This is a genomic window from Kosakonia sp. SOY2, from assembly GCF_027109175.1.
Lineage (GTDB): Bacteria > Pseudomonadota > Gammaproteobacteria > Enterobacterales > Enterobacteriaceae > Kosakonia.
In genome coordinates this window covers 569,672-593,655 of record NZ_JAPVXH010000001.1, presented here as the reverse complement: position 1 = coordinate 593,655, position 23,984 = coordinate 569,672, and the positions used below count along the sequence as shown (strand labels likewise).

Annotated in this window: 28 protein-coding genes; 4 read left to right on the top strand and 24 right to left on the bottom strand. The window is 55.4% G+C overall.

Annotation, left to right across the window (positions count from 1 at the left end; all coding sequences use genetic code 11):
* Positions 1–20: 20 nt before the first annotated feature.
* Positions 21–1,199: a dienelactone hydrolase family protein gene (locus O3S68_RS02705; RefSeq protein WP_269230749.1), complete on the top strand. Its 1,179-nt coding sequence runs from the start codon at positions 21–23 to the stop codon at positions 1,197–1,199.
* 107 nt (positions 1,200–1,306) lie between these two features.
* On the opposite strand, the gene O3S68_RS02700 is transcribed toward O3S68_RS02705, so the two are convergent.
* Both O3S68_RS02700 and O3S68_RS02695 read right to left on the bottom strand, forming a co-directional pair.
* Positions 1,307–2,614 (bottom strand): MFS transporter, encoded by a 1,308-nt coding sequence (locus tag O3S68_RS02700; RefSeq protein WP_269230748.1) that lies wholly within the window; start codon positions 2,612–2,614, stop codon positions 1,307–1,309.
* Positions 2,604–2,864, bottom strand: a complete 261-nt coding sequence (locus tag O3S68_RS02695; RefSeq protein ID WP_269230747.1) for a hypothetical protein — start codon at positions 2,862–2,864, stop codon at positions 2,604–2,606. Before O3S68_RS02695 ends, O3S68_RS02700 begins: the two co-directional genes overlap by 11 nt.
* A 330-nt stretch (positions 2,865–3,194) precedes the next feature.
* Here O3S68_RS02695 and O3S68_RS02690 point away from each other — a divergent pair, with 330 nt between their 5' ends.
* A complete protein-coding gene (locus O3S68_RS02690) occupies positions 3,195–3,530 on the top strand; it encodes a gamma-glutamylcyclotransferase family protein (RefSeq protein ID WP_045510554.1) in 336 nt (111 codons plus the stop codon).
* 506 nt (positions 3,531–4,036) lie between these two features.
* Positions 4,037–4,543, top strand: a complete 507-nt coding sequence (locus O3S68_RS02685) for a hypothetical protein (RefSeq protein ID WP_269230746.1) — start codon at positions 4,037–4,039, stop codon at positions 4,541–4,543.
* A 97-nt stretch (positions 4,544–4,640) separates the two neighbouring features.
* Here the strand turns inward: O3S68_RS02685 and O3S68_RS02680 are convergent, their stop codons facing one another.
* The 8 genes from O3S68_RS02680 to fusA all read right to left on the bottom strand — a co-directional run bounded on the left by O3S68_RS02680 (position 4,641) and on the right by fusA (position 11,561).
* Entirely contained in the window at positions 4,641–4,886 is a 246-nt protein-coding gene (locus tag O3S68_RS02680) for a DUF2543 family protein (RefSeq protein WP_097405711.1), read from the bottom strand.
* A 37-nt stretch (positions 4,887–4,923) separates the two neighbouring features.
* Complete coding sequence (locus O3S68_RS02675) at positions 4,924–5,463, bottom strand: DUF2058 domain-containing protein (RefSeq protein WP_044489404.1); 540 nt, start codon at positions 5,461–5,463, stop codon at positions 4,924–4,926.
* Positions 5,464–5,716: 253 nt separating this feature from the next.
* Complete coding sequence (locus tag O3S68_RS02670) at positions 5,717–6,193, bottom strand: cold-shock protein (protein ID WP_020454238.1); 477 nt, start codon at positions 6,191–6,193, stop codon at positions 5,717–5,719.
* A gap of 188 nt (positions 6,194–6,381) precedes the next feature.
* A complete protein-coding gene (locus tag O3S68_RS02665; protein ID WP_269230745.1) occupies positions 6,382–7,407 on the bottom strand; it encodes an LLM class flavin-dependent oxidoreductase in 1,026 nt (341 codons plus the stop codon).
* Between the two features lie 142 nt (positions 7,408–7,549).
* Positions 7,550–8,500, bottom strand: coding sequence for a L,D-transpeptidase (gene ldtA, locus O3S68_RS02660; RefSeq protein ID WP_269231647.1), 951 nt, complete (start codon positions 8,498–8,500; stop codon positions 7,550–7,552).
* Between the two features lie 82 nt (positions 8,501–8,582).
* Positions 8,583–8,885: a helix-turn-helix domain-containing protein gene (locus tag O3S68_RS02655; protein WP_045510571.1), complete on the bottom strand. Its 303-nt coding sequence runs from the start codon at positions 8,883–8,885 to the stop codon at positions 8,583–8,585.
* 4 nt (positions 8,886–8,889) lie between these two features.
* Complete coding sequence (locus O3S68_RS02650) at positions 8,890–9,243, bottom strand: type II toxin-antitoxin system RelE/ParE family toxin (protein WP_174240571.1); 354 nt, start codon at positions 9,241–9,243, stop codon at positions 8,890–8,892.
* A 215-nt stretch (positions 9,244–9,458) separates the two neighbouring features.
* The gene (gene fusA, locus O3S68_RS02645; protein ID WP_269230744.1) at positions 9,459–11,561 is read right to left on the bottom strand and encodes an elongation factor G; all 2,103 of its coding nucleotides are present in this window, start codon (positions 11,559–11,561) and stop codon (positions 9,459–9,461) included.
* A 237-nt stretch (positions 11,562–11,798) separates the two neighbouring features.
* Between fusA and O3S68_RS02640 the strand changes: the two genes are divergently transcribed.
* Positions 11,799–12,110 (top strand): ArsR/SmtB family transcription factor, encoded by a 312-nt coding sequence (locus O3S68_RS02640; RefSeq protein WP_020454244.1) that lies wholly within the window; start codon positions 11,799–11,801, stop codon positions 12,108–12,110.
* Between the two features lie 38 nt (positions 12,111–12,148).
* Here the strand turns inward: O3S68_RS02640 and cobT are convergent, their stop codons facing one another.
* From cobT to O3S68_RS02570, 14 genes are all read right to left on the bottom strand, one after another.
* Positions 12,149–13,207: a nicotinate-nucleotide--dimethylbenzimidazole phosphoribosyltransferase gene (gene cobT, locus O3S68_RS02635; protein WP_269230743.1), complete on the bottom strand. Its 1,059-nt coding sequence runs from the start codon at positions 13,205–13,207 to the stop codon at positions 12,149–12,151.
* A 27-nt stretch (positions 13,208–13,234) separates the two neighbouring features.
* A complete protein-coding gene (gene cobS / locus O3S68_RS02630) occupies positions 13,235–13,975 on the bottom strand; it encodes an adenosylcobinamide-GDP ribazoletransferase (protein WP_269230742.1) in 741 nt (246 codons plus the stop codon).
* On the bottom strand, positions 13,972–14,517 hold the full coding sequence (gene cobU / locus O3S68_RS02625) for a bifunctional adenosylcobinamide kinase/adenosylcobinamide-phosphate guanylyltransferase (protein ID WP_269230741.1): 546 nt from the start codon (positions 14,515–14,517) through the stop codon (positions 13,972–13,974). Before cobU ends, cobS begins: the two co-directional genes overlap by 4 nt.
* Positions 14,511–16,034 (bottom strand): cobyric acid synthase, encoded by a 1,524-nt coding sequence (locus O3S68_RS02620; RefSeq protein WP_269230740.1) that lies wholly within the window; start codon positions 16,032–16,034, stop codon positions 14,511–14,513. Before O3S68_RS02620 ends, cobU begins: the two co-directional genes overlap by 7 nt.
* A gap of 202 nt (positions 16,035–16,236) precedes the next feature.
* Positions 16,237–16,947 carry a cobalt-factor II C(20)-methyltransferase gene (locus O3S68_RS02615; protein WP_269230739.1) on the bottom strand — a complete coding sequence of 237 codons (711 nt, stop codon included), beginning with the start codon at positions 16,945–16,947 and terminating at the stop codon, positions 16,237–16,239.
* Positions 16,944–17,738, bottom strand: a complete 795-nt coding sequence (cbiK, locus tag O3S68_RS02610) for a sirohydrochlorin cobaltochelatase (RefSeq protein ID WP_269230738.1) — start codon at positions 17,736–17,738, stop codon at positions 16,944–16,946. The genes O3S68_RS02615 and cbiK overlap by 4 nt, the downstream gene beginning before the upstream one ends.
* 10 nt (positions 17,739–17,748) lie before the next feature.
* Positions 17,749–18,534 (bottom strand): cobalt-precorrin-6A reductase, encoded by a 786-nt coding sequence (locus O3S68_RS02605; RefSeq protein WP_160269577.1) that lies wholly within the window; start codon positions 18,532–18,534, stop codon positions 17,749–17,751.
* Entirely contained in the window at positions 18,531–19,256 is a 726-nt protein-coding gene (locus O3S68_RS02600; protein ID WP_269230737.1) for a precorrin-3B C(17)-methyltransferase, read from the bottom strand. Before O3S68_RS02600 ends, O3S68_RS02605 begins: the two co-directional genes overlap by 4 nt.
* Positions 19,256–20,311, bottom strand: a complete 1,056-nt coding sequence (gene cbiG, locus O3S68_RS02595; RefSeq protein ID WP_269230736.1) for a cobalt-precorrin 5A hydrolase — start codon at positions 20,309–20,311, stop codon at positions 19,256–19,258. Before cbiG ends, O3S68_RS02600 begins: the two co-directional genes overlap by 1 nt.
* Entirely contained in the window at positions 20,292–21,065 is a 774-nt protein-coding gene (locus O3S68_RS02590; RefSeq protein WP_200550506.1) for a cobalt-precorrin-4 methyltransferase, read from the bottom strand. The genes cbiG and O3S68_RS02590 overlap by 20 nt, the downstream gene beginning before the upstream one ends.
* Positions 21,058–21,627 (bottom strand): decarboxylating cobalt-precorrin-6B (C(15))-methyltransferase, encoded by a 570-nt coding sequence (locus tag O3S68_RS02585; RefSeq protein ID WP_097405700.1) that lies wholly within the window; start codon positions 21,625–21,627, stop codon positions 21,058–21,060. Before O3S68_RS02585 ends, O3S68_RS02590 begins: the two co-directional genes overlap by 8 nt.
* Positions 21,617–22,222 (bottom strand): cobalt-precorrin-7 (C(5))-methyltransferase, encoded by a 606-nt coding sequence (locus O3S68_RS02580; RefSeq protein ID WP_269230735.1) that lies wholly within the window; start codon positions 22,220–22,222, stop codon positions 21,617–21,619. The genes O3S68_RS02585 and O3S68_RS02580 overlap by 11 nt, the downstream gene beginning before the upstream one ends.
* Positions 22,216–23,355 carry a cobalt-precorrin-5B (C(1))-methyltransferase CbiD gene (gene cbiD, locus O3S68_RS02575; RefSeq protein WP_269230734.1) on the bottom strand — a complete coding sequence of 380 codons (1,140 nt, stop codon included), beginning with the start codon at positions 23,353–23,355 and terminating at the stop codon, positions 22,216–22,218. Before cbiD ends, O3S68_RS02580 begins: the two co-directional genes overlap by 7 nt.
* Positions 23,352–23,984 carry a cobalt-precorrin-8 methylmutase gene (locus tag O3S68_RS02570; protein WP_269231646.1) on the bottom strand — a complete coding sequence of 211 codons (633 nt, stop codon included), beginning with the start codon at positions 23,982–23,984 and terminating at the stop codon, positions 23,352–23,354. The genes cbiD and O3S68_RS02570 overlap by 4 nt, the downstream gene beginning before the upstream one ends.

Genomic DNA, 23,984 nt, shown 5'->3' with positions numbered 1-23,984 from the left:
ACATTTCAGGGTTAACCACCATGCGCAACCGTTTTACGACTCGTCCGGCAAAACGCCTTTTCGTCACCGCCCTCCTTCTTTTTACTGTTGCAGGCCATGCAGATGTTGTAGGGCAAGCCCCGGAATACCAACAGATTGACGGGCTGATAAGAGAGCCGCTTTTGCTGGCGGTCACCTTAGATAATGGTCAGCCGGCCGTGCTGGATGCCTTTGTGACACGCATGGACAGCCAAACGCCTTTGCCCGTGGTGTTAATCACTAATGGAACCGTTGGCAATGCTGAATTTGATCGCTGGATAATCAACCCGAACCGTTATGCCTCAGCGGCTATCGCTTTTGCGCGCCACGGTTATGCGGCGGTGGTGGTCCTGCGCCAGGGCTACGGGCAATCAAGCGGTGCGGCGGAGTATGCCGATGGTTCCTGCGCGCAACCTTTACATCTGCGGGCCGGGGAGCAGGATACACGTAACCTGCTTGCGGCCCTCGAAGCCGTGCGCCACCAGCCGTGGGCCGCAGCCGATAACGCGATCCTTGCCGGAATGTCCGCAGGCGGTTTTGCGGCGCTTGCTACTGGCGCGGCTAATCCACCAGGCGTTAAGGCGGTAATCAATTTCGACGGCGGAAGGGGCGCGATTGACGGGAAATCACTCTGCGATAAAGCCGGTCTGCTGCAAGCCTATGCACGTTACGGGAAGACAGCGCAAATCCCGTCCCTGTGGCTGTATGCGAAAAATGATAAATCCTTCCCGCCGTCGATGGGCAAAGAGATGTTCGATGCCTATCAGCAGGGAAGCCACACTGCGCAATTCATCACGATGCCTGCCTTCGGTAATAACGGCCATGTCTTTATGGATTCAGCGCCGGAAAGTTTCTGGTGGCAGACGGTGGCCGCATTTCTAAAACAGCAGCATTTACCGACCAGCGAAGCTGTGCCTCTGCCCGAAACGCACCTGCCTGCACCGCCCGCGCTCAATGCCGCCGGGAAAAAGGCGTTCTCAGAATATGCAGCAACACAACGCTATGAAAAAGCCTTTGCCACGGACGAGGACGGCGACTGGGGCGCGGCGTACTGGGCCAGAAACAGCCGTCAAGCCGCAGAAACGGCGCTAAGCATCTGTCAACAGGAGCAGCGTCCGGGCGCGGGCAACTGTACGGTGTACGCCATTAATAACCATCTCGTAACCGCAAACACGCCTTAGCCCCCACACAAACCAGTCACAGAGAAAACACACTTTGCATGGGTTGCCAGAATGGCAACCCATGCAATGTCTGGTCATAACGTCAAAGCACTTCTGTTAAATATCCTTTATACGTCCTGTTTTTGCTGCCCGCGTTTATAAAATGCATCCGGGTAGGTTTTTTCGTAATACCCTTTCATTTCAATTTCATCAAGCGAAAGTGCCCGACGCAAATGAAACGAACATAAAATAACGGGAGCAATTAACACCACAACGGCACCGGAAATAACGGTAAACGGAACCACGCCTAATAAACTGATATACCAGCCAGCAATGGCCACGCCAAAAGGGTTGGCCAGGCTGGATAAAAAGCCTGCCATGGCGCTCATTCTCGTTCGGTAATTACGGGGAGTTGCCGTTGAGCGCAGCGTACTGAGGTTGACGTTAATAAAAATAAACGCCATACCGCAAAAGAACGCCAGCATAATAGACATATAGATATTTCCCATCAGGACAATTGCCATGACGCTGCTGCCCAACAGGACAAAGCCAAATAAAACATTCTTGAGCCGTCCCGCCCACGCTCTTACAAAAGCGTTTATATAAAGACTACTGGCAATGAGCCCCAGAGCAAATGAGAATTCAAACGCGCCAAGATAGGTGGCGGGAAGCTTTAATTCAGTGCTGATCCAGTAGGGTATCGTCACGGAAAAGAAAGGGAACATCGTAACGTTAATAACAGAGGAGACCAGTGCAATATGAAGCTCAGATTTAACATGGTAAATCGCTTTAAATGCTCCCTTCGTTTTATGAAACCAGCTCTCCTTTTCGCCAGTTGAAACGGCGTCCACATCATATTTAAACCATAAAATAATAAATGCGATGCAAGATGATGCATAAACCAGCGCAGAAATATACAACGCAACACCAGCGGAAAAAAGTGAAATAAGCGAGGCCGCAATCACCGGCCCTATCAACATAATAAGGGAATTAATGGTCGAGCGGTGCGATATAGCTTGCGTCACTTTCCTTTCTGCAACGAGATCGGGAATAAGCCCCATAATCGTCGGTTCACGCACAGATGAGATAGCACTCATCACGACCAGCCCTGAGGTAATAGCCACCAAATTGAAATACCCCAGATAACTTGCCAGGCAGAATAATGTGATGATCCCTGAAACAGCGAACTGACAGACGATGATAAATTTAATGCGATTGAAGCGATCGCCAAATGACGCCAGAAACGGTTTAAGGTAAATTTCTGCCGCCACGGATATCGCAACGAGTGAAGAAAAAGTGGCCGCCGAGTGCGTAACTTGCAGGCACCACCAGGCGATGGCCAGGCGGAAAATATGCCCCGACACCGTGCCCAGCGATGCGCCCGTTTGCAATAAGAAAAAACGGGGTTCGGAAGGCATAAACGCATCAACTTTCATAGTGCTCATCCCATTCGCACCAATTTTGCTTTTCGCTTTGTATCAGCCCCATCATCCCCGCCGGTAAGATTAACAACGTGGGTAAAACCACGATCCCTGAGATACAGGATAGCGCGTTGGCCCGGGCTTTCAGATTTGCAGTAACAACTATCAGTTGATCCTGAAGGAGTTCTGCGATGCGCGCAGGCAACGCCCGCAGTGGTATGTGCATACTGCCGATGGAAATACCATTCCGCTCAACCGGTTCCATGGCATCTTTTTAAAACAGGCCATCATGTCGTATTTTCAGCGAAACCACTGATTGAAATTGATGCTTTCAGTCTCGCCTGACTCATCACCGGCAGGTTTGATAACTGCCCGACCGCATGTTTTGAGCCGCAATAATGAAGACCGGTTGCGCAGTGATTCATAAATCATGGAGTTATCAGTAAGTACATTCTCAATGCCGGTAATAACCCTGAGCACATCCCCGGGATGTTACAACCACTTACCCGATTCCAGCCAGTTGCGAACTACAGCGCTTAAACGTATGTTGATGATCATTCTGCTGGTTATTCATTGCGTTAGATAATGAGGAAATATGGAATCACTGTTTGTTTACGGGACGCTTCGCCCCGGTCATTCGAATGCACATATTCTGGAAAATATCGGTGGAGAGTGGCTGCCGGGTTACGTTACGGGAACATTTTATGAATTTGGCTGGGGAGCCGCCGCCGAATTCCCCGGCATTGTGCTGGATAAAGACGGTTCCCGGGTTGATGGTTACCTGTTTGTATCCGCTAATCTGGCGGCGCACTGGACGATGCTGGACGAATTCGAAGAGGGCTACGATCGTGTTCGGGTGGATGTGACCACGCTCGACGGCAAGCATGTGACGGCATGGATTTATCAACTGCAACCGCAGGAAAAAGCATAGTATCGCTGTGATTAACAGCCATCATCGCAAAATGCCTCATGTCAGAGGCAAGTCTGCGAAACCTTTCTGTTGAACCAGGCTCCTCTTTTGCGGGGCTTGTGCCTCGCTAACCGTTAAGCCACAAAACGCTGGCGGTTTGCAAAATACCGGAACCTGTTCGAAGCAAATCCAACACCGGCGATACCGCTTCTCGCAGGCCGCCCCACGTCAGTAGCCCCCATCGTTATTAACCATGTTGAGTTGAACTCACAGCAGACCGCACAATTATTCGTTTTTCAAACCGCGCACTATCAATAATACTCATCGCGTAAGCCTGGCAGCGCGCTGCTATTTAAATATGAAACATGCGTGACGTTTTAAAAACGTTCATTTAAAGCACCTGTCATATACTGGCAGGCCATGCGTTATTTTCGACACGGGATTTATTAACAGTGATACAAAGCTGCCAGCACTATTTTCACTATCGCCAGTTAATACCGCACAATGAAATTCATAAGGCACATTAAATGACTTTAGAAATTTTAAATTATTTAATTGAAATTGCATCAAATAGCACCCAACCTTCTTCTGAAGCCCAGCGGAAGACGCCTTATGATCACAGCCCGCCTGATGAGCTATCCACCTTTATTGCGGCACTCTCGTCTGAAAAAATGAATAGCGATATTTTGTCAAGAATGAAATATCGCTTACAGCTACTTTCAACTGCACAAAGAGATCATAAAAAAGCAGAAGAATTGTTATTAGCTAACATATCATCCGATAAAGAAGCGTTCCCGTTAATTGATTTTACAGACTGGCCAATTGTCCGTTACGCCGTTTCAGGAGAATTACAAACTGCGGAATCAGAAGAGTATTTCAACACTATTTCTACGGCGGCGGCGACAATACGTTCCGCGATTGTTGATGGCGAACGCGCTAAAGGGGCTCCAACATTTTCTACTCTTGAAAAAGTCCTGGCGCTGAACAGCGCGTTACCTGAACGGTACAAAGCGATGGCAAATATCCTCTACTGATGTTTTGCACGTTCGGGGATGTTTGCGATGTCCGCTTCCGGCGGCGAGCGGACATAAAAAATGCACTTTCGCGCTTTTGAAAATCACGGCAACAGCGCTACTCGTTGCCCCACTGATTCAGAAACGTCGCAATCTCGTCAATACGCAGCGCGTCGATACCCGCTTCATTGGCCATTTCCTGCTGCGCCTCTTCACTGATTTCTTCGTTATTCATCAAACGGGTGATCAGTAGCTGGAAATAGTGCGCCAGCGCATCGCGTTCTGATTCTTTTACCGTTTTTTCGGTTTCCGTCGAATACTCATCAACGATGTCATAAAATTTAAGCGGTATTTCGTTACTCATACATTCCCCCGGAGGTTAAAATCGTTTGCAATGGTTATTACCACATCAAATCATCGGGCACTTTAAAATCAGCGTACGGATCATCTTCATCTTGATCTTCCTGACTAAGCGCGCTGTTTAACACAATACTGTTCGCATCCCGCTGAGCGATTTTATCGGCTACGATTGCGGGAATAATCGCATACTCACTCTCATCCTTGCCATCAACAACCAGACGAGCAATGGCGAGACGACCGCTAATCAATTGTGCCTGAGTATTTTTATCCACCACTATTTTTTTAATTAACTTATTATCTGTGAAATTAAAATCAATATTGCCTTTGGCAATAGTGATCCTGTTCATTTCAATAAGTTGCTTAACCTGCGCTTTATATTCTTTTGATAACGCCGCTTGTTTTTGTTGCTCGCTTAATTGCTTATCGCGCTCAAGCTGTGCTTTTTTATTCTCTTCCACGGCTTCTCTTGCCTCACGCGCCTGAACGCGTGATTTTTTGGCAGTGCGCTGGACTTTGGCCATTTTCTTGCTGGTTACTAATCCCGCTTTGAGCATCTGCTCTTGTAAAGTGAGTTTTGTCATTTTCGTCTGTAAACCGGTTGAACATTGGGTCGGATTATAGCTGTAATTACTGCGAAGAGACCAGATTGTGGAATCGGCTCATTACCCGCGAAGCGCAAACATTGCGCTCGCCATTCCACACTCGCACGGGGCGAAAGCATTGCTCTGGCGGGACGGATTGAACAGAAAAACGGGAACCACAGCGAACAGTAAATGATGCCGAAACGCGGTTTAGAAAAACGGCGGTTTCGGCAGCAAACCAATCTGGATGTTTTTAGACGTTAAGCAGCTTAACCGTCGCATCCACGTCTATCTCGTCTTCGGAGAAAATCAGGGTCGTTCCCTGAAAAGTGGTGATTGCCAGTTTTTTTAGCGAACGCATTTCGCCAGGCTTAGTCGCGGATTTCGGCCGGATACTTCCCATCAGCGCGCCAACGGAGAGCACGGCATTGTCTTTATCGATGCGGGTATCGACAGGAACTTCTTCGCTGTATACCAGATAAGATTTGATCGACGTGAGCTTAATTCGTTCACCTGCGATATAGATGTATTTGCTTTCCGGGACAACTTTCACCGCATAAGCAGACAACCCTTTGTTGTTTGTCGTGGGTTCGAACGTTACCGCCGCATCTTTTTTAATCAACTCAGGGTTGGCGACCTTAATCACATGAAAGTAACGGTTTTCGCCGTTTTCATCTTTGATAAATCCAAAACCTTTATCTTTAAACCAGGTTGTGATCTTTCCGTTCATCGCCTTACCACCTACTTAATCGTTCATTTGCTCTGTTTTTTGCAGCGCGCAGTGTAAAGCACAATGCCTGCGCCGACTACGTCTTTGGCTCAAGTGTCGGTGATAAATTTCTGTACTGCAAAACGGAATGCGGCGCTTTACAAAGCGCCGCACGAAGAGAAAGTTATGCTTTCAACTGCAGTTTCACATCAATCACGCCAGCCCATCTCCGGCGCGACATGCTTGAGAATCGACTCAATCACGTGCGCATTATAATCCACGCCTAATTGATTCGGCACGGTCAGCAGTAGCGTATCTGCTTCGGCAATGGCCTCATCTTTTTTCAGCTGCTCGATCAATTTATCCGGTTCTGCGGCGTAGCTGCGGCCAAAAACAGCGCGGGTTTTCTCATCAAGAAAGCCGATTTTATCGCTGTCATCACGGCTGCCACCAAAGTAAGCCCGATCACGATCGTCCATGAGCGCGAAGATACTGCGACTAACGGAGACGCGCGGTGTGCGTGAGTGCCCTGCTGCTTTCCAGGCTTCACGGTAGGCCCGAATCTGCTGCGCCTGCTGGATATGGAACGGTTCGCCGGTTTCATCATCTTTCAGCGTGGAGCTTTGCAGGTTCATCCCCAGTTTTGCCGCCCAGACCGCTGTCGCGTTTGAGCCTGCGCCCCACCAGATACGTTCGCGCAAACCTTCAGACCAGGGTTCCGGGCGCAGCAAGCCTGGTGGGTTCGGGAACATCGGCTGCGGGTTCGGTTTGGCAAACCCTTCGCCGCGCAGCACATCCAGAAACGTTTCCGTATGATGGCGCGCCATATCCGCATCGGTTTCGCCTTCCGCCGGCTGATAGCCAAAATAGCGCCAGCCATCAATAACCTGTTCCGGTGAGCCCCGGCTGATACCCAACTGCAAACGACCGCCGGAAATCAAATCCGCCGCGCCGGCATCTTCCGCCATATACAACGGGTTTTCATAGCGCATATCAATAACGCCGGTGCCAATCTCTATTTTGTGGGTTTTGGCGCCAATAGCGGCCAGTAACGGGAAAGGTGAGCTGAGCTGACGGGCAAAGTGATGCACTCGGAAATACGCGCCGTCCGCACCAAGTTCTTCAGCGGCAACCGCCAGATCGATGGATTGCAGCAGCGTATCAGCCGCCGAACGCGTCGCAGATTGCGGCGAAGGTGTCCAGTGACCAAATGACAAAAATCCGATCTTCTTCATGGCGTCGTTGTCCTTCTGTTCAGAGAGGTAATCAGCAGACGGGGGAATTTCCCGTCCAGGATTGCCCTTACTCTACGCACTCCATAAGAAGAATAAATACCGATTGTTTAACCTTAAGGTTCAAATTTATTGATAAACCATTCTATAGCGGTTGTTTATCTATCGGATGATTCACCGCAGGCGCACTAATATTTACCGGCATACCGGAACGGCGCTCCAGTTCCTGGCTTGCGCGGTTCGCATCGATGCCTTCGTCTTTCATTAATGCATGTAGCACCGGAGTGGCAGGCAGCGGCACTTTATTGCTGGACTCAAACTCAGCGCGATTGCGAGATAGCGGTTCGTGAACTTCCACCCAACTGCTGCCATCCGGCTCGGTGGTGATTTTGACCGGCTGGTCGATAATCTGTACCCGTGTTCCCACAGGCACATTGTCGAAGAGGTATTTAATGTCATTGCTGCGTAAACGGATACAGCCCTGACTGACGCGCAACCCAATGCCAAAATTAGCGTTCGTGCCGTGAATAGCGTACAGCTTTCCAATATAAATAGCATAAAGCCCCATCGGGTTATCCGGCCCGGCAGGCACAAACGCAGGTAAGGTTTTTCCCTCTTTCTCGTACGCTTTCCGCGTATTCGCCGTAGGTGTCCAGGTCGGCCCTTCCTGCTTGCGTTCCACCGCAGTCACCCAGTTGCGCGGCGTTTCGCGTCCAGCCTGGCCGATGCCAATCGGTAAGATATCCACCGTATTCGACTCTTTGGGGTAATAGTAGAGGCGCATTTCCGCAACGTTAATCACAATGCCTTCGCGAACAGTCGCAGGCAGGATCACCTGCTGCGGAATAACCAGTTGTGAACCGGCTTTCGGTAAAAAGGGATCGGCATCCGGGTTGGCTTCGAGCATATTACTCAGCCCCTGTCCGTATTTTGCGGCAAACGCTTCCAGCGGGAAGGTGTTGTCATGAGGAATGGTGATAGTTAACGGGCTGCCCACCAGACGGCTACCTTCCGGCGGCAGCGGATAGCTCACAGCCTGGGCGCCCTGGGCGCAGAGTAACGCAACACAACAACAAAGAAGTTTAACGCAGCGCATCATCTTATCCTCAGGCGCAACGGGTATGTGCTAATCATAGTTTGCTTTGTGGGTTTTCTCTTTTTTACAGCGCATTATCGCTTCACAGCGCAAAGCCATAGTGCGAGCCATCCGGCAACTCAATATCAATGCGTAGCTTGCTGCCTGTCGCTTCCACGTAGCGCTTCAGCGTGGAAAGTTTAATATCCCGGCCCTGCTTTTCCATCACCGCTACCGTGGGCTGTTTCAGCCCCAGCGCCTGCGCCATTTCGATCTGCGTTTTTTGTACCCGCTCACGCAGCTCCGCAAGATGGATATTGAGCAGCATCTCTTGCGCGAGTGACTGCGCAGCGGTGACAACATCAGCCTTTTGTTCGGCAATTAGCTGCTCAAGTGTTTTGCTCATCGTATTACTCCTTGATTTTAAGCTGGTGCAGATGGCTCGTTAGCTCCCGATCTGCAATCTGGATCATCACATCGTAAAAGCGTTTTTCATGACTCGCCTTGTTGCCAGCACAAAGCAATATGCCCACGCGCTGCGGATCAAAGGCATAGAAGACCCGAAACGGCTCACCCCGGCTTTGTATGCGCAGCTCCTTCATATTGTTATAACGCGAGCCTTTTACCGTATCCGCGTAAGGCCTTGGTAGCTGCGGACCTTTAACCCGTAGCACCATCAGCGCCGCCAGCACACGGGCGCGATCGTTGTCACCCAGTGCATCAAACCACTTTTCAAACGTCTGCGTCATCATTATCTGCCACACAGCACACCCCATTAATATAGATCAAAAACTATATAGATCAAATTCTATATTTAAATAATGCGGTGTTCGGGCGGTTTATGCATGCACAGAGGGACAGCAATGGAAGCGTGATTCCTGAATATCCGCAGCAAAATGCAATGTTGCATTGATTTTGCGACCCGGCTTCACGCAAAAAAAACCCCGCCGGAGCGGGGTTTGCTGTTACAGCGTAGACGTTACGCTTTCGCACGGCTGGCGATGATGTCGTCCGCCACGTTGCGCGGCGCTTCCGCATAGTGGTGGAACTCCATGCTGTAGGTCGCGCGGCCTTGCGACATGGATCGCAGCGTGGTCGAGTAGCCGAACATTTCAGCCAGCGGCACATCGGCGCGGATAATCTGGCTACCGAACCGCTCTTCCATGCCCTGCACCATCCCGCGACGGGAAGAGAGATCGCCCATGATGTTCCCGGCGTACTCTTCCGGTGTTTCCACTTCCACATGCATAATCGGCTCAAGGATTGCCGGATCGGCTTTGCGCGCGCCCTCTTTAAAGCCAAAGATCGCCGCCATGCGGAAGGCCATTTCCGAGGAGTCGACATCGTGATAGGAACCGAATGTCAGGGTTGCCTTCACATCGACCACCGGGTAACCCGCCAGCACGCCGTTGTTCATGGCTTCGCGCAGGCCTTTTTCCACTGAAGGAATAAACTCGCGCGGCACCACGCCGCCTTTGGTGGCGTCTTCAAATACAAAGCCGCTACCCGGCTCCAGCGGTTCAAGCGTCAGAACCACATGACCATACTGACCTTTACCGCCGGACTGGCGCACAAATTTACCTTCGATATCCTTCACGGTTTTACGCAAGGTTTCGCGGTATGTGACCTGCGGGCGACCGATATTCGCCTCCACGCCAAACTCACGTTTCATGCGGTCGACAATAATTTCCAGATGCAACTCGCCCATCCCGGAAATAATCGTCTGTCCGGATTCCTCGTCAGTATGCAGGCGGAATGACGGATCTTCCGACGCCAGCCGTTGCAAGGCGATGCCCATTTTCTCCTGATCCGCTTTAGTTTTCGGCTCAATAGCGAGCGAAATCACCGGCTCAGGAAACTCCATGCGCTCCAGCGTGATCACTTTATCCGGGTCGCTTAACGTGTCACCGGTGGTGACATCTTTCAGGCCGACGCAGGCGGCAATATCACCGGCGCGCAGCTCATCCACTTCGTGGCGATCGTTGGCATGCATCTGCACGATACGTCCGATACGCTCTTTCTTGCCTTTCACCGGGTTGTAAACTGCATCCCCTTTTTTCAGCACGCCGGAATAGACGCGGATAAAGGTAAGCTGGCCAACATACGGGTCGGTCATCAGTTTAAACGCCAGCGCCGAGAACGGTTCGTCGTCATTCGCATGGCGCTCTGCCGGTTGGCCTTTTTCATCCACGCCCTGAATAGCAGGAATATCCAGCGGCGACGGCATCAGTTCCACCACCGCGTCGAGCATGCGCTGGACGCCTTTATTTTTAAAGGCGCTGCCGCACAGCATCGGCTGAATTTCCCCGGCAAAAGTGCGTTTGCGCAGGCCGGCAATAATTTCCGCTTCGTCGAGCGAGCCGGTTTCCAGATATTTATCCATCAGCTCGTCACTGGCTTCCGCCGCCGCGGAGATCATCTTCTCACGCCACTCCAGCGCGGTTGCCATGAGATCATCCGGCACCGGGCCATAGCTGAAAGTCATGCCCTGCGTTGCGTCATCCCAGATGATTTCGCGCATTTTGATCAAATCCACCACGCCGGTGAAATGCTCTTCCGCGCCGATAGGGATCACAATCGGCACCGGGTTGGCTTTCAGGCGGTCAATCATCATCTGCACCACGCGGAAAAAATCCGCGCCGGGTCTGTCCATCTTGTTGACGAACGCGAGACGCGGCACGTGGTATTTATTAGCCTGACGCCACACGGTTTCCGACTGCGGCTGCACGCCACCCACGGAGTCATACACCATTACCGCGCCGTCGAGCACACGCATGGAACGTTCCACTTCAATGGTGAAATCCACGTGCCCGGGGGTGTCGATAATATTAATGCGGTGCGGCTCAAAACCTCTGTCCATACCAAGCCAGAAGCAGCTTACCGCCGCAGACGTAATGGTAATGCCGCGCTCTTGCTCCTGCGCCATCCAGTCGGTTGTTGCCGCGCCATCGTGTACTTCACCCAGTTTGTGGCTCATCCCGGTATAAAACAGAATGCGCTCAGTAGTGGTTGTTTTACCGGCATCGATATGCGCGGAGATACCGATGTTACGATAACGTTCGAGGGGGATGGGTCGGGGCATGATGCGTCCTTAGTCATTTGACTGTTAGTTCGCGACCGGAATTGGCCGCTATTCATTCACGGCATCTATAATAGTACAACTGTACGAGTATATTCGAACTATTTTTGCTATTCTTACGATTGGTTGAGCCGCGATTGACCTCGTGGCTTTCGCAAAGCAGTTTGCATATAGTACCGGCCCAGCCGCCGATACGGGCTGCTGCTTTTCCAGCACAGCCACCGCCGACACAGGAAGATTATGATCGCTAACCACCCCGAACGTGAGCAATTTCGCCTTGAAAATGTGCTCTTTGCCCTTGGCAATCCCCTGCGCCTGGCGATGATCAAGCGGCTTGCCGACGGCAGCGAATTAAGTTGTAACGCTTTGCGCCCGGAAGATGTGGCGAAATCCACGATGACGCACCACTGGCGCGTCCTGCGCGATAGCGGCGTGGTCTGGCAGCGTCCGCAGGGGCGGGAAAATATGATCTCCCTGCGCCGCGAAGATCTCGACGCCTGCTATCCGGGTTTGCTGGATACGCTGTTGCAGGCAATGCAAAAAGAGGGGTAATGCCGGGCAAGTCAAAACTCCCCCGGCAACGGACATCGTTATTTCGTCTCCGGCAGCACGATATTGCTCGCTGCCAGCGTACCCATGTGGTTGTAGATCGCGCAGGCCGCATCAACCAGTTGCATCGCCAGCGCCGCCCCGCTCCCTTCACCTAAACGCATGCCCATATTGAGATACGGTTCCAGCCCTAAATGTTCCAGCGCCAGGCGCGCCCCTTTTTCCGCCGACAGATGAGAAGGGATCAGATACGGTTTTACCTGTGGCGCCATGCGACACGCCGCCAGCGCCGACGCGTAAGAAAGGAAACCGTCCAGCACCACCGGCAGACCACAAGATGCCGCGCCGAGCATCACGCCGGTCATTCCCAGCAGATCGTATCCCCCCACTTTTGCCAGCACCTCAAGGCCATCGGCGGGATTGGGCTGGTTGACGGCAATTGCTTTACGCACCACCTGCGCTTTATGCCCGAGCAGGCTTTCCGGCAAATTTGCGCCAATACCGACCACATGTTCAGGTTCTTCGCCGGTCAGCACGCTGACAATCGCCGCCGCCGGTGTGGTGTTGGCCATGCCGAGTTCACCGACGCCAAAGAGCTTCACGCCTTGCGCCGCCAGCTCTCGGGTGTAGCGCATCGTTTCCAGCAGCAATGCTTCAGCTTGCTGCGGGCTCATTGCCGGGCCGGTGGCGATATTGCCGCTGCCGCGCGCGACTTTCATATTCACCAGGCCGGGGATCGGATCAGCATCAATGCCAACATCCAGCACATGTACTTTTGCACCGGCCTGCGCGGCCAGTACGCAAACGCCCGTCGTCGCCTGCGTCATGTTCGCCGCCTGAATCGCAGTGACAACCTGCGGTGATACCGCCACGCCCTCATGCCAGACACCATGATCTGCGCACAGCACCACAATGGCTTTCTCACCGCTACGTGGCGTGCCGTTTAACCCCGGCATTCCCGCCAGTTGTACCGCTAATGCTTCCAGTCGCCCGAGGCTGCCAACCGGCTTCAGTAAACCATCCAGGTGGCGCTGTGCCTGCGCCATTGCTACGTCATTGGGGGTCGGGATACTTGCCAGTAGTGTCGTCAATGTCTGCATGTTGTTTCTCGTTATGTTGCGGGCTGTTCAGAGCAGCGCCAGAAGAAATACCACTTCGCCAAGTTCAATCGCGGCGCCCAGCGTGTCGCCGGTTTGCCCACCCAGCGTGCGTTTAAGCATCTGCCCCAGCAGGAAGATCGCCGCCAGCGTCACCAGCAGCGCAATAATCCCTTTCAAGCCCAATATGGCTATTGCCAGCAACGCAGTGATGGTCAGCGTAACCAGCGTGTCTCTGCCGGAAACTTTACCGATAAACAGGTTGCCCAGCCCCTCTTCGCGCGCATAGCGATGGCCGAACATCAGTAACACCGAGCAACCACGCCCGGCGGCGCAGGCCATCGCCAGTGCGGCAATGATGCTGACACCGCGCAGTTGCAGCTCGCTGATAACCAGGATTTTGGCGACCAGCACAAACACCAGCGCCAGGCCACCGTGGGTACCAAGTCGGCTGTCACGCATGATTTCCAGCATCCGTTCGCGTCGACGCGCGGAAAAGATACCGTCGCAGGTGTCCGCCAGACCATCCAGATGAAAGCCTCCGGTTAGCAAGGCCAGCGCCAGCACGCCAAAAAGCGCCGCCAGCGGCACGCCGCACCAGGGTTGTAACGCCAGTACGACAACACCGCTGAGCGCCCCGAGCAGCAGCCCGACCAATGGAAAGGTCACAATACCGCGCACATATTCCGCGACATCCAGCCCCTGCACACAACGGCCAGGCACCGGCAAACGGCTGATAAAAGAGAGCGTGGCGAAAAACAATTTGATCATTTGATTTTGACTCCAATCCCTGACACCACCAGCCAGACGTGATCTGCCGCCTGCGCCAGTCGCTGGTTGACGCGCCCGGCGATATCGCGAAAATGCCGCGCCAGCCGGTTTTCCGGCACAATGCCCATACCTACTTCATTGGTCACCAGCACCACCGGCGACGGGCACGCCGCACAGGCGGCAATCAGTCGTTCAATCTCGTGCTGAACCTGCGCTTCCAGCGCGGCGTAATCCCAGTTATCCGGGTCGTCGCCCGCGCCAGAAGCAAACAGCAGATTGGTGACAAGCGTCGTAATGCATTCCAGCAATACCGCTTCGTCAGGATCGTTATGCGGGGTAATGACGGCTGACAACTGTTGCCAGCGCTCTTCGGTGCGCCAGTGTCGGGGGCGTTCCTGCCGGTGGTGCTCAATCCGCGTCGCCATTTCGTCATCTACGATTTGTGAAGTGGCGATATAGAGCACCGTTTTTGCATCCGCGACCAGCGATTCAGCATGACGGCTTTTGCCGCTGCGCGCGCCGCCGGTAACAAGGGTTAACATGCTTGCTCCTGATGTTGCTGCATAATTTGATAAATACGATCAATGTCCACATGCTGACGCATGGCGTCGGCGAGGATATCAAACTGCTGCGCTTTGTACTGCGCGTAATCAACGCGCGCATCCAGCGGCGGCAGCCCTTTGCGCTGACGCAGCCCGTTAAGCAGTGTGCGGGTGAACGCGTCGCTATCGAACAAGCCATGCAGATAAGTGCCAAACACCAGACCGTCACGGCTGACTGCGCCGTCTGCCACGCGCTGCCCCGCTTTTTGTAGCCATAACGCCGGCTGGCAACCATTGCTGCGCGTGGTTTCACCCAGATGAATTTCATACCCGCGCACCGTTAGCCCGGCGCACGGCGCCAGCCAGCCGGGGAGCGTCTCCTGCAAACTCGCGTCGACTCGGGTGGTGGTTTTGTCGCGGGCAAATCGCGTCACCGTCTCCAGAAGCCCCAGCCCTGGCTGTTGCCCCAGTCCGGACTCCACCTCATCAATAATGGTTTCGCCAAGCATTTGATACCCGCCACAGACGCCAATAATCGGCACACCTGCACGATGACGTTCCAGCACTGCTTTCGCCAGCCCGCTTTCGAGCAGCCAGTTGAGATCGCCAAGGGTGTTTTTACTACCAGGGAGGATTAGCAGATCGGCGCTATGCAGCTCCTCCGGCGTGCGCACGTAGTGAACGCGTACGTCGGGCTGAGCAGCGAGCGCATTGAAATCGGTGAAATTAGAGATATGCGGGAGTTGCATCACGGCGATATCCAGCGCCCGCTCGCCGGTGCGCAAGTATTTCCCGCGCTGTAACGCCACGCCGTCTTCATCTTCAAGGTCGACCTCCAGCCACGGCATTACGCCAATCACCGGTACGCCGGTCAACTCTTCAATCTGCTTAATTCCCGGGATAAGCAGCGCGACATCGCCGCGAAATTTATTGATGATCACCCCTTTCACCCGCCAGCGTTCATGCTCCTGTAATAGCGCCAGCGTGCCGTAAATCGCGGCAAAAACGCCGCCTCTGTCAATATCCGCAACCAGAATGACCGGGCAAGCGGCCATCTCTGCCATGCCCATATTGACGATATCCCGGTCGCGCAGGTTGATCTCCGCCGGGCTGCCCGCGCCCTCCAGCACCAGCGCGTCATACTCCTGCGCCAGGCTCTGGTAAACCTGGATAATCTGCTCGCGCAGCCGCGGTTTATAGTCGTGATAACTCACGGCGTCCATATCGGTGGCGACTTTGCCCATCAGCACCACTTGCGCTTTGCGATCGCTGGTCGGTTTGAGCAGCACCGGGTTCATGCGCACATCCGGCTGGATACCCGCCGCTTCGGCCTGAAATATCTGCGCGCGCCCCATCTCCTGACCGTTCGCAGTGATACCCGAGTTGAGCGCCATATTCTGCGATTTAAACGGCGCGGTTTTTAACCCGTCCTGATGAAAAATACGGCACAGCCCCGCCACCAGCACGCTTTTGCCCACGTCCGATGCGGTGCCCTGCAGCATAATGGCCTGCGTCATGACGCCTCCTTAACCTGCGTCGCCCGCATGCGGGCATGTTTGCACAGCGGCACTGCTGCCCGCCGTGCCGTTTTACTTCTCACAAGCCATGTAGAATAAAGCAATGTCATGGCTGGCGATAATATGATGATTACTCCATTATTGGCACACACCGCTCAACCTCGCGGGTGAACACCGGTAGCCCTCGCATATCAGGGCGCTGCTATGCCTTCTCCCACTGTTTATTCACCAGAATGGTCGAAAAATAGGGCAACGGCTGATCGTCGCTCACCTCGCCCAACCGCCGCCAGCATTGTTCTCCCGGCAGCGTGGCTTCTGCCATCATCAGCGCATGGTCGAGCAACCCCGCTTGCGCAAGCAGCGCTTTGATCCGCGCGAAACGGCCATAGACTTTCATCAACACCAGGCTGTCGTGCTGCGCCAGTGCCTGGCGGATGTCGCTTTCCGGCGCGGTGCAGGAGACCACCGCCAGCGACTGTTGTTCCATCGCCAGCGGTGTTTGCGCCCGCGCGGCAATAGCGGCAAACGAGGTGACGCCGGGAACAATCTCCAGATTTTGCGGGTGTTGCAGGCGCTGCAGCAAAAACACCCAGGTACTGAACAGCATGGCGTCGCCAAGCGTAATAAAACCGACCTGCTTTCCGGCCTGCACTTCAGCCTCCAGCGCAGCGGCAACCTCATCCCACACCGCCTCTTTTTCCGCGCTGTCGGCGCTCATCGGGAAGTGACAACAGCGCACGTCGGTCTGCTCACCGAGATACTCGCGTACAATCGACAATGCCAGGCTGTCGCCGCCTTTGCGCCCGGCCGGCGCATACAGCACATCCAGCTTTCCGAGAATGCGCGCACCGCGCACAGTGATAAGATCCGCCGCGCCCGGACCGGTGCTGAGGGCGTAGAGTTTTCCGCTCATGCCGCCACCTCCAGTGCGTGTTCGAGTGCCTGGTGTAAATGCTGAACAAACATGGCGCGGATATCGGCGTTTTCGCCCAACCCTTGCAGCCACGGCGTGGCAGCGATACCGACGCGTTCGAACTGCGTTTTCCACGAATCGTCATCATCGGAAGCCATATCATTAATCGCATGATCGCCTGCCACCAGCATCAGCGGCATCAGATGAACGGCTTTGACATCTTCCCGACGCAGGCTGTCGATGATGACATCGATTTCCGGGTAGCTTTCCACCGCACCGACGCGCGCCGGGAAGTGATGCGCCGCCATCATATGGTCAAGGCAGGCATACGCGGCAAAAGCATGGTGGCTGGCTCCGTGGCCCATAAACACCACGCGTTCGTCCGCAGCGACCATCGGCATCTGACGCGAGAGCGCCTGCATCAGATGCAGGTAATCTTCATGGCTGCTGAGCAGCGGCGCACCAATCACCAGCCGTTTAAACAGCGGGCGCATCGTTTGCACTTCACGGGCAATTTTTTCGTACTCATCGCCGTTGATAATGTGCAAAGACTGGATTGCCACATCCTGATAACCCTGTTCCGCCAGCTTTTGCAGCGCTTCGAGCGGGGTATCAATGTGCAGGTTGTCGCGCTGTCTGAGCTTGCGAATGATCATGCCGGAGGTGAACGCGCGAAACAGGGCGCGATCCGGGCAACTGGCCGCCAGCTCGCGCTCGCAGGCGACAATGTTTTTCTCACAGGTGTCGTGATAACTGGTGCCGAAGCTCACCACCAGAAGGGCTTTTTTCATGCTGTTCTCCTCACTGTGCCGCCAGCCAGCGCCGCAACCGCCCGGCGAAGGCATCCTGACTGTTGAGTAACTCTTCCCCGCTCACCGCAGGTTGCGGGCGGGCAATGACGATGCACGGGATGCTGGCATCCAGCGCGGGCTGTACTTTTTCCAGATAACCGCCTTCCGCCCCGGAGGCTTTGGTGATCAGCACTTCCACACGATACTGGCGATAAAACGCGGCGTTAAATCCGGCGCTGAACGGGCCACAGAGGGCGAAAATATCACCAACGCCAAAACCCAGCTCCGCGCACTGCGCCACCACTTCCGGCACGGGAAGTACCCGTGCCAGTAAGGTTTTATCCGGCAAGCCTTCGCGCCAGCGCGCCAGATCTTTACTGCCGGTGGTCAGCAAAATACGCTCGCCCAGTTCGCGGGCTTTGGCGCAGGCCTCTTCCAGCGTGGCGACATAAAACAGCAACGGATGGGTTAAATCCGCTAACTGCTCCGGGCGCTGATAACGGCTGAGCAGCACCTGTGCCTGCTCGCAGGCCGCGGCAATATTGCGGCTCACCGCATCGGCATACGGGTGCGAAGCATCAATGACCCAGCGCGTACCGTGGTGTTGCAGCCATGCGACCATATCGCGCATCTCCAGCCGCCCGCAGCGCACCTGACCGCGAATATTTCCCGCCAGCTGCTGCCCGGTCGGTGTCGCCACCGACAGCGTGTAGCACACATTGGCTGCGTCCAGTTGCTGGCAAATTTGCCGTGCATCGCTGGTACCGCCGATAACCAACACTTCCCCGGCGGTCACAGGGTGTAGCCCCGGGGCGTGATCATCAGGCCGTTTTGCACATAAGTGGCGCGGTTGCCGACAATCACCAGGCTGGTCATATCGACGGGTTCAAAATCCATCTCGCCAAGCGTGGTCAGCCATTTCTCTTCTTTTTTGCGCCCGGCAGATTTCACCACGCCCACCGGCGTGTCGGCGCTTTTGCTGGCCGTAAGCAGTTCAAACGCGCGCGCCAGGTGGCCTTCGCGGCCCCGACTGCGTGGGTTGTAGAAGCAAATAACGAAATCCGCTTCACCCGCCGCGACAATGCGTTTTTCAATCACCGGCCACGGCGTCATCAGATCGCTTAAGCTGATATGGCAAAAGTCATGCATCAGTGGCGCGCCGAGCAGCGCGGCGGCGGCAATGCTGGCGGTCATGCCCGGCACCAGACGGACTTCCACATCAAATTGCTGCTTGTTCACCAGCTCAAGTACCAGCCCGGCCATGCCGTAGATCCCGGCGTCACCGCTGCTGATCAGCGCCACGTTATGTCCTGCCTGCGCCAGCTCAATCGCCGCCTGGCAGCGCTCAATCTCTTTGCACATGCCGGTTTTGATCACCTGTTTATCGCCGGTAAAGGCTTTCACCAGATGGGTATAGGTTTTGTAACCGACCACAATTTCTGCCGCCTGTAGCGCTTCAACGGCTTCCATGGTCATCATTGCCTGTGAGCCGGGGCCAATCCCGATTACCGTTAACATCAGTGTGAAACTCCCAAAGTAATAGTCACGCCCTGCTCACGCAGGGTTTCGCCAGTCAGTTGCCCGTTGCTCATCAGCCATGCCACCGGGCCGGAGACGCTTCCGACTCCGGCGGTGTGACGGACAAATTCCGAAGCGGGAAAATGGTGTTCGTGCTGCCGCAATGCCTCAGCCGTGAAAACGTCAAACGGCACGCCCAGGCTTTGCGCCAGTTGGATCAGCCCTTTTTCATTCTGCTTTAAGGTGATGCTGCCAATCGCACGCAGCGCCAGCGGGTCAATGGCGTTCGTCTGCAACTGGCGTTGCAACAGCGCCGAAAGCAGCGTAAACGGCGTATCGCGCCGACAGCCCATCCCCGCCACAATGCGTTTCGGCACCAGTTTGAAAACAGGCACAGGGAGAACCGGCAGCGCCGCTTGAGTGGTCACGCACACAAGGCCATCCAGTTGCGGTAACGCATCGAGGCGATCCACTGCGATAAAACCGCGTGTATCGCAACGCGCCACGTCCTCACGCATCGCCGCGTCACACCACAGGCCAACGCGTTTACCGCTGACCAGCATCTGATTGATGGTCTTTACCGCTGCGCGAAAATCCTGCATTCGCGCATCCAGCTGGATGGCCAGCGTGTCGAGCGCCGCCACATCGTTCACGTCTGTCGCGGTGGTGATCACCGGATCGGCGTCCAGCACAGCCGCGAGGTAACGCGCCAGCGCATTCGCACCGCCGCAATGCCCGGAGAGCAGGCTGATAACATGCTGTCCGCGTTCATCAATGACGATCACCGCCGGATCGTTAAACTTGTCATTCACCAGCGGGGCGATAACGCGCACGGCAATGCCGGTTGCACCGATAAAAATCACCGCTGAAAAGTGGCAAAACGCCTCGCGCAACGCCTGCGCAAAACTGCCGTCAAAAGGCTGAAACCCCGCCGCGAGTAGTTTCTCACTGGTAAAACAAGTCATCGGCAGCGCAGATTGCAGACGCGCCGCCAGCGCCACACCGCCCGGCGTCAGGCAAAACAGCGCTATCGATTCAGGCTTTGCGGTATTCATGGCTAAAATCCGCCGCGTAAAGCCGCGAGTAGTGGAACTCTTCGCCCAGGAATGCCCCCACGAGGATCAGCGCGGTTTTGCGGATCCCGGCATCGCGTACTTTGTCAGCAATATCCGCCAGCGTGCCGCGCACCGTCTGGCTTTCCGGCCAGGTCGCTTTATAAATAACCGCCACTGGCGTGGTCTGTGGGTAACCACCTTCGATTAAACGTTCCGCCACGCGGTGTATACGCTGTACCGAGAGGTAGATCGCCATCGAGGTCTGATGACTGGCAAATGCCTCCAGTTGTTCGCGCTCCGGCACTGGCGTGCGTCCTTCGAGGCGGGTGATGATCAGGCTTTGCGACACCTCCGGCACGGTGTACTCCACGCCCAGCTCCGCCGCCGCGCCGAGAAACGCGCTGACGCCGGGTACAACCTGCCAGCGAATACCACGGCGGGTTAACACTTCTCCCTGTTCACGCACCGAGCCATACAGAGAAACATCGCCGGTTTGCAGGCGTACCACCACTTTCCCGGCCTTCACCCCGGCTTCCATCAGGTCAATGATTTGCTCAAGGTGCAGTTCTGCGCTGTCGTGGCACTCTGCGTCTGGCGGGCAGTATTCCAGCAGTTCGGTATTAATCAGCGAACCGGCGTAAATCACCACCTGCGCCTGCTGCAACAGGCGATACCCTTTCAGCGTGATGAGCTCCTTATCGCCTGGTCCTGCGCCCACAAACCAGACAGTTTGTGCATCCGCGTGCTCAGCCATGGTGTTGCTCCTTTTCACAGGAAATTAAAAAAACGGGATTATGCGCTTTGAAATAGTGGCCGCTGCCAAGCGAGGTCAGTTGGGAAACCTGAAGTTGCTGGCAATCCAGCGCAGTGACGGGGCAATCGGCCAGGTGTGCCAGTGCGGTACTGAGGTTTTCCTGCAGAATAAAAGTCATCACCAGCCGCCCGTCGGGCCTAAGCTGCGCCAGTGACCAGTCGATAAGTTGCGTCAGATTGCCGCCACTGCCGCCCATAAACACCGCGTCCGCAGGCTGCTCAATGAATAGCGGTGCAACGCCGGGGATCAGGGTGATATTGCGACAAGCAAAGCGCTGACAATTCTCTTCCAGCAGCCCGAGCGCTGCCGGGTTGCGTTCAATCGCCGTGACCTGCAACTGCGGGTGCGCCAGCGCCGCTTCGATGCTCACACTGCCGGTGCCCGCGCCGATATCGATCAGGTGGCGAGCATCGTGCAGCGCCAGCTTTGACAGCGCTACTGCGCGCACGGCCTCTTTGGTCATCGGCACCTTTTCACCGCGAATAAACCGCTCATCTTTCATTGAGGATCACCACCACATTCATTTCGTAATGCGCCTGCACATCCGCAGGGCGCAGCCAGTGGATACGTTCATTGTCCATACCGAGGTTTTCGCCAATCACCAGCCAGCGCTTTTCTGCCCCGCGCGAAATCAGCGCATCGGCAATGGCTTTTGGCCCGCAGCGGGCATCGGTCACCATCGCGACCTTGCTGGCACGCGCCAGGGCATCGAAATCGACATCGCGCCCGTGGCTGCTGGTCAGCCAGATATCGTTCATATCAATACCGGTGCGCGAGCAGAGGTACTGCGCGGCGCTGATGCCGGGAATAATGCGCAACTGTTCGATACCAAAATGCGCCACCAGCCGCGTGCCGATGCCGTAAAACAACGGGTCGCCGGAGGCCAGCACCACGACATTGCGCGCGGCGTGTTTTTCCAGCCACGCCAGCAAAGCCGGGATATCGGCATCCAGCGCTCGCCGTTGCCCGGCAAAATCGGGGAACTGCGCCAGGTGGCGGTTACCGCCAACCAGCACTTCAGCCTGCGCCACCGCCTCCTGCGCCTGCGGCGTCATCAGCGCCAGATTGCCCGGCCCCATTCCGGCAACGGTCAACATCTGAGATCCCTCGCAATTTCTTCAACCGGACGGTTCGCGCCCAGCACGGTGTTATCAAAGGAGAACATCACGGCATCGCACTGCGGCGGATTGTTCGTAAAGCGCAGCATCTGGTCGATACGCTGACAGATTCGGGTTGCCAGGTGATCGTAAAGGTGGCTGAACCCGGCGGCGTCGATGTGTTCCATTGCCACTTCGGTGGTGTCGCACTCGCTCACCGCCAGCAGCAGCGCGTGCGGCGCACCGAGCAGCGCCAGATGTGCGACCAGCGTTTCCATGCGCGCATCCGCGATATGGCTGTGGGTGTGAAAGATCCCGGCGGCGATTTTCACCAGCTTGCCAGGGTGACCGACCAGCACGATATGCCGGAAACCGAGGCGCACCGCCTCTTCCAGCATGTAGCCGACAAAGTTACTCATGGTGACCACAAGTTCGCCCGATACGCCCAGATGTTCGCGCACAAAACGCTCGCCGTGGTTGCCGGGCACCAGGATCACCCGATCCATCCCGGCGGCGCGTTTTAACTCCAGCTCCAGCGCCAGCGCGCGTTTCCAGCTCTCTTCTGACATCGGCGTGACAATGCCGGTGGTGCCAATAATTGAAATACCGCCAAGAATACCGAGCCTGCCGTTGTAGGTTTTCTTCGCCCGCGCTTCCCCTTCCGGGGCAAATATTTCCACCTCGGCGCCGCGCGTCGGGCCAATCACTTCACGCACAGCGGCTTCGATAGTCTGGCGCGGCGTGCGGTTGATGGCCGCCTCTCCGACCGCCAGGCCAATGCCTTTGCGGGTCACCGTGCCGATGCCTTCGCCGCCGCGCAGGATGATCTCCCCCTCATCATTGAGCGTGACGCGGGCAAAAATCATCATGCCGTGCGTGGCATCGACGTCATCGCCGCCGTCTTTGCGAATCGCGGCGACAGCCTGAAGCCCCTCCACATGCGGACATTCGACGTTCAGGCGCAGCGTGACACCCGATGGCGTGACAATCGACACCTGGTGAATAAGGTGCTGGCGCAGCACCATCAGCGCTGCCACTTTCGCCGCCGCCGTCGCGCAGGAGCCGGTGGTATAGCCTTTGCGCAGCGCTTTTCCGTTGTGCCACACCGGATCGTCGAACGCCTGTTCGCTCATTGCGCCTCCCGCAGGCTGTAAAGCAATGCGTTAACGATCGCCGCCGCCACGTTGCTACCGCCTTTGCGCCCGCGAGCGGCAATGCCCGGTAAACCGCTCGCCACCAGCGCCTCTTTCGATTCTGCCGCGCCGACAAACCCGACCGGCACGCCGACCACGCCGCTTACCGGCGCGTTATGTTCCAGCAGGCGAAACAGTGCGGTGGGCGCATTACCGAAGACAAACACTTTGCCGCCCTCTTCGCCCAGCGCCAGATCAACTGCCGCCATCGAACGGGTGATACCGTCGGCTTTGGCGCGGCGCACCACGCGCGGATCGGAGATATAGCACCGCACTTCGCCGCCGAATTGCGCCAGCAGCGTTTTGTTAATGCCGGAAAGCGCCATGGTGGTATCGGTGTAGAGCGTGCAACCCTGTCTAATCGCGGAACACAGGCTTTCCAGCGCGTCAGAGGAGAACCATAAGATATCGAGCCAGTCGAAATCCGCTGTGGTGTGAATGACCCGTTTGATCACCGCTTCATGTAGTGGGCTGGCAAAGCGGTAATCGGGGCGAGTCTCGTTGATGATGTCGTCGATAATGACAAAACTTTTGGCTTCAATAGCCTGCGGTTGCTGCAAATAATCCAT

What these genes read in the sequence shown, in the direction of transcription:
- cobT (WP_269230743.1), bottom strand. Translation starts at nt 13,207, where the DNA reads ATGCAGACATTGACGACACTACTGGCAAGTATCCCGACCCCCAATGAC.
- O3S68_RS02580 (WP_269230735.1), bottom strand. Translation starts at nt 22,222, where the DNA reads ATGTTGACCGTTGCCGGAATGGGGCCGGGCAATCTGGCGCTGATGACG.
- O3S68_RS02675 (WP_044489404.1), bottom strand. Translation starts at nt 5,463, where the DNA reads ATGACAAAACTCACTTTACAAGAGCAGATGCTCAAAGCGGGATTAGTA.
- O3S68_RS02665 (WP_269230745.1), bottom strand. Translation starts at nt 7,407, where the DNA reads ATGAAGAAGATCGGATTTTTGTCATTTGGTCACTGGACACCTTCGCCG.
- O3S68_RS02620 (WP_269230740.1), bottom strand. Translation starts at nt 16,034, where the DNA reads ATGACGCAGGCCATTATGCTGCAGGGCACCGCATCGGACGTGGGCAAA.
- cobS (WP_269230742.1), bottom strand. Translation starts at nt 13,975, where the DNA reads ATGATCAAATTGTTTTTCGCCACGCTCTCTTTTATCAGCCGTTTGCCG.
- O3S68_RS02590 (WP_200550506.1), bottom strand. Translation starts at nt 21,065, where the DNA reads ATGGCTGAGCACGCGGATGCACAAACTGTCTGGTTTGTGGGCGCAGGA.
- O3S68_RS02640 (WP_020454244.1), top strand. Translation starts at nt 11,799, where the DNA reads ATGATCGCTAACCACCCCGAACGTGAGCAATTTCGCCTTGAAAATGTG.
- cbiG (WP_269230736.1), bottom strand. Translation starts at nt 20,311, where the DNA reads ATGAATACCGCAAAGCCTGAATCGATAGCGCTGTTTTGCCTGACGCCG.
- O3S68_RS02600 (WP_269230737.1), bottom strand. Translation starts at nt 19,256, where the DNA reads ATGTTAACGGTAATCGGGATTGGCCCCGGCTCACAGGCAATGATGACC.
- cobU (WP_269230741.1), bottom strand. Translation starts at nt 14,517, where the DNA reads ATGTTAACCCTTGTTACCGGCGGCGCGCGCAGCGGCAAAAGCCGTCAT.
- O3S68_RS02655 (WP_045510571.1), bottom strand. Translation starts at nt 8,885, where the DNA reads ATGAGCAAAACACTTGAGCAGCTAATTGCCGAACAAAAGGCTGATGTT.
- O3S68_RS02700 (WP_269230748.1), bottom strand. Translation starts at nt 2,614, where the DNA reads ATGAAAGTTGATGCGTTTATGCCTTCCGAACCCCGTTTTTTCTTATTG.
- O3S68_RS02670 (WP_020454238.1), bottom strand. Translation starts at nt 6,193, where the DNA reads ATGAACGGAAAGATCACAACCTGGTTTAAAGATAAAGGTTTTGGATTT.
- O3S68_RS02705 (WP_269230749.1), top strand. Translation starts at nt 21, where the DNA reads ATGCGCAACCGTTTTACGACTCGTCCGGCAAAACGCCTTTTCGTCACC.
- O3S68_RS02615 (WP_269230739.1), bottom strand. Translation starts at nt 16,947, where the DNA reads ATGAGCGGAAAACTCTACGCCCTCAGCACCGGTCCGGGCGCGGCGGAT.
- O3S68_RS02695 (WP_269230747.1), bottom strand. Translation starts at nt 2,864, where the DNA reads ATGGAACCGGTTGAGCGGAATGGTATTTCCATCGGCAGTATGCACATA.
- cbiD (WP_269230734.1), bottom strand. Translation starts at nt 23,355, where the DNA reads ATGAGCGAACAGGCGTTCGACGATCCGGTGTGGCACAACGGAAAAGCG.
- O3S68_RS02685 (WP_269230746.1), top strand. Translation starts at nt 4,037, where the DNA reads ATGACTTTAGAAATTTTAAATTATTTAATTGAAATTGCATCAAATAGC.
- cbiK (WP_269230738.1), bottom strand. Translation starts at nt 17,738, where the DNA reads ATGAAAAAAGCCCTTCTGGTGGTGAGCTTCGGCACCAGTTATCACGAC.
- ldtA (WP_269231647.1), bottom strand. Translation starts at nt 8,500, where the DNA reads ATGCGCTGCGTTAAACTTCTTTGTTGTTGTGTTGCGTTACTCTGCGCC.
- O3S68_RS02585 (WP_097405700.1), bottom strand. Translation starts at nt 21,627, where the DNA reads ATGAAAGATGAGCGGTTTATTCGCGGTGAAAAGGTGCCGATGACCAAA.
- O3S68_RS02690 (WP_045510554.1), top strand. Translation starts at nt 3,195, where the DNA reads ATGGAATCACTGTTTGTTTACGGGACGCTTCGCCCCGGTCATTCGAAT.
- fusA (WP_269230744.1), bottom strand. Translation starts at nt 11,561, where the DNA reads ATGCCCCGACCCATCCCCCTCGAACGTTATCGTAACATCGGTATCTCC.
- O3S68_RS02570 (WP_269231646.1), bottom strand. Translation starts at nt 23,984, where the DNA reads ATGGATTATTTGCAGCAACCGCAGGCTATTGAAGCCAAAAGTTTTGTC.
- O3S68_RS02680 (WP_097405711.1), bottom strand. Translation starts at nt 4,886, where the DNA reads ATGAGTAACGAAATACCGCTTAAATTTTATGACATCGTTGATGAGTAT.